Source organism: Vibrio sp. 10N.222.46.A1 (genome assembly GCF_041473595.1).
Classification (GTDB): domain Bacteria; phylum Pseudomonadota; class Gammaproteobacteria; order Enterobacterales; family Vibrionaceae; genus Vibrio; species Vibrio tasmaniensis_A.
This window is the reverse complement of the sequence record NZ_JBFRSN010001166.1, coordinates 1-263: the sequence shown is the minus strand read 5'-3', so window position 1 is coordinate 263 and position 263 is coordinate 1. Positions and strand designations below refer to the sequence as shown.

Here is a 263-nt window from a genome sequence, read left to right as displayed (position 1 = left end):
CAACGGAACCAAAGCGCTCAATGCTTTAAGCGGATTATCGACAGTCCAGTTGACACTCTTACGGTATAAGCTGACTTTGGTGTTATCAGCTTGCTTGGTTGGCTTGATGAAGAACCAACACATCAAGGCCGTGAAGGTCATCGCAACTAGCCAAGACAGTAACAATGACGACGCGATGATAAGGAATACCGAGCTTGCGAACTCAGCAGCATCGGTTTTTGAAAAAATTACAGGGCTCGCACCCATGATAGCGATAACTGTCG

General features: G+C 46.8%; 1 protein-coding gene. It reads right to left on the bottom strand.

Annotated features, from left to right (window positions below; translation table 11 throughout):
• On the bottom strand, nucleotides 1-263 hold a 263-nt coding region (locus tag AB4496_RS24875), incomplete at both ends, for a hypothetical protein (protein WP_372132480.1).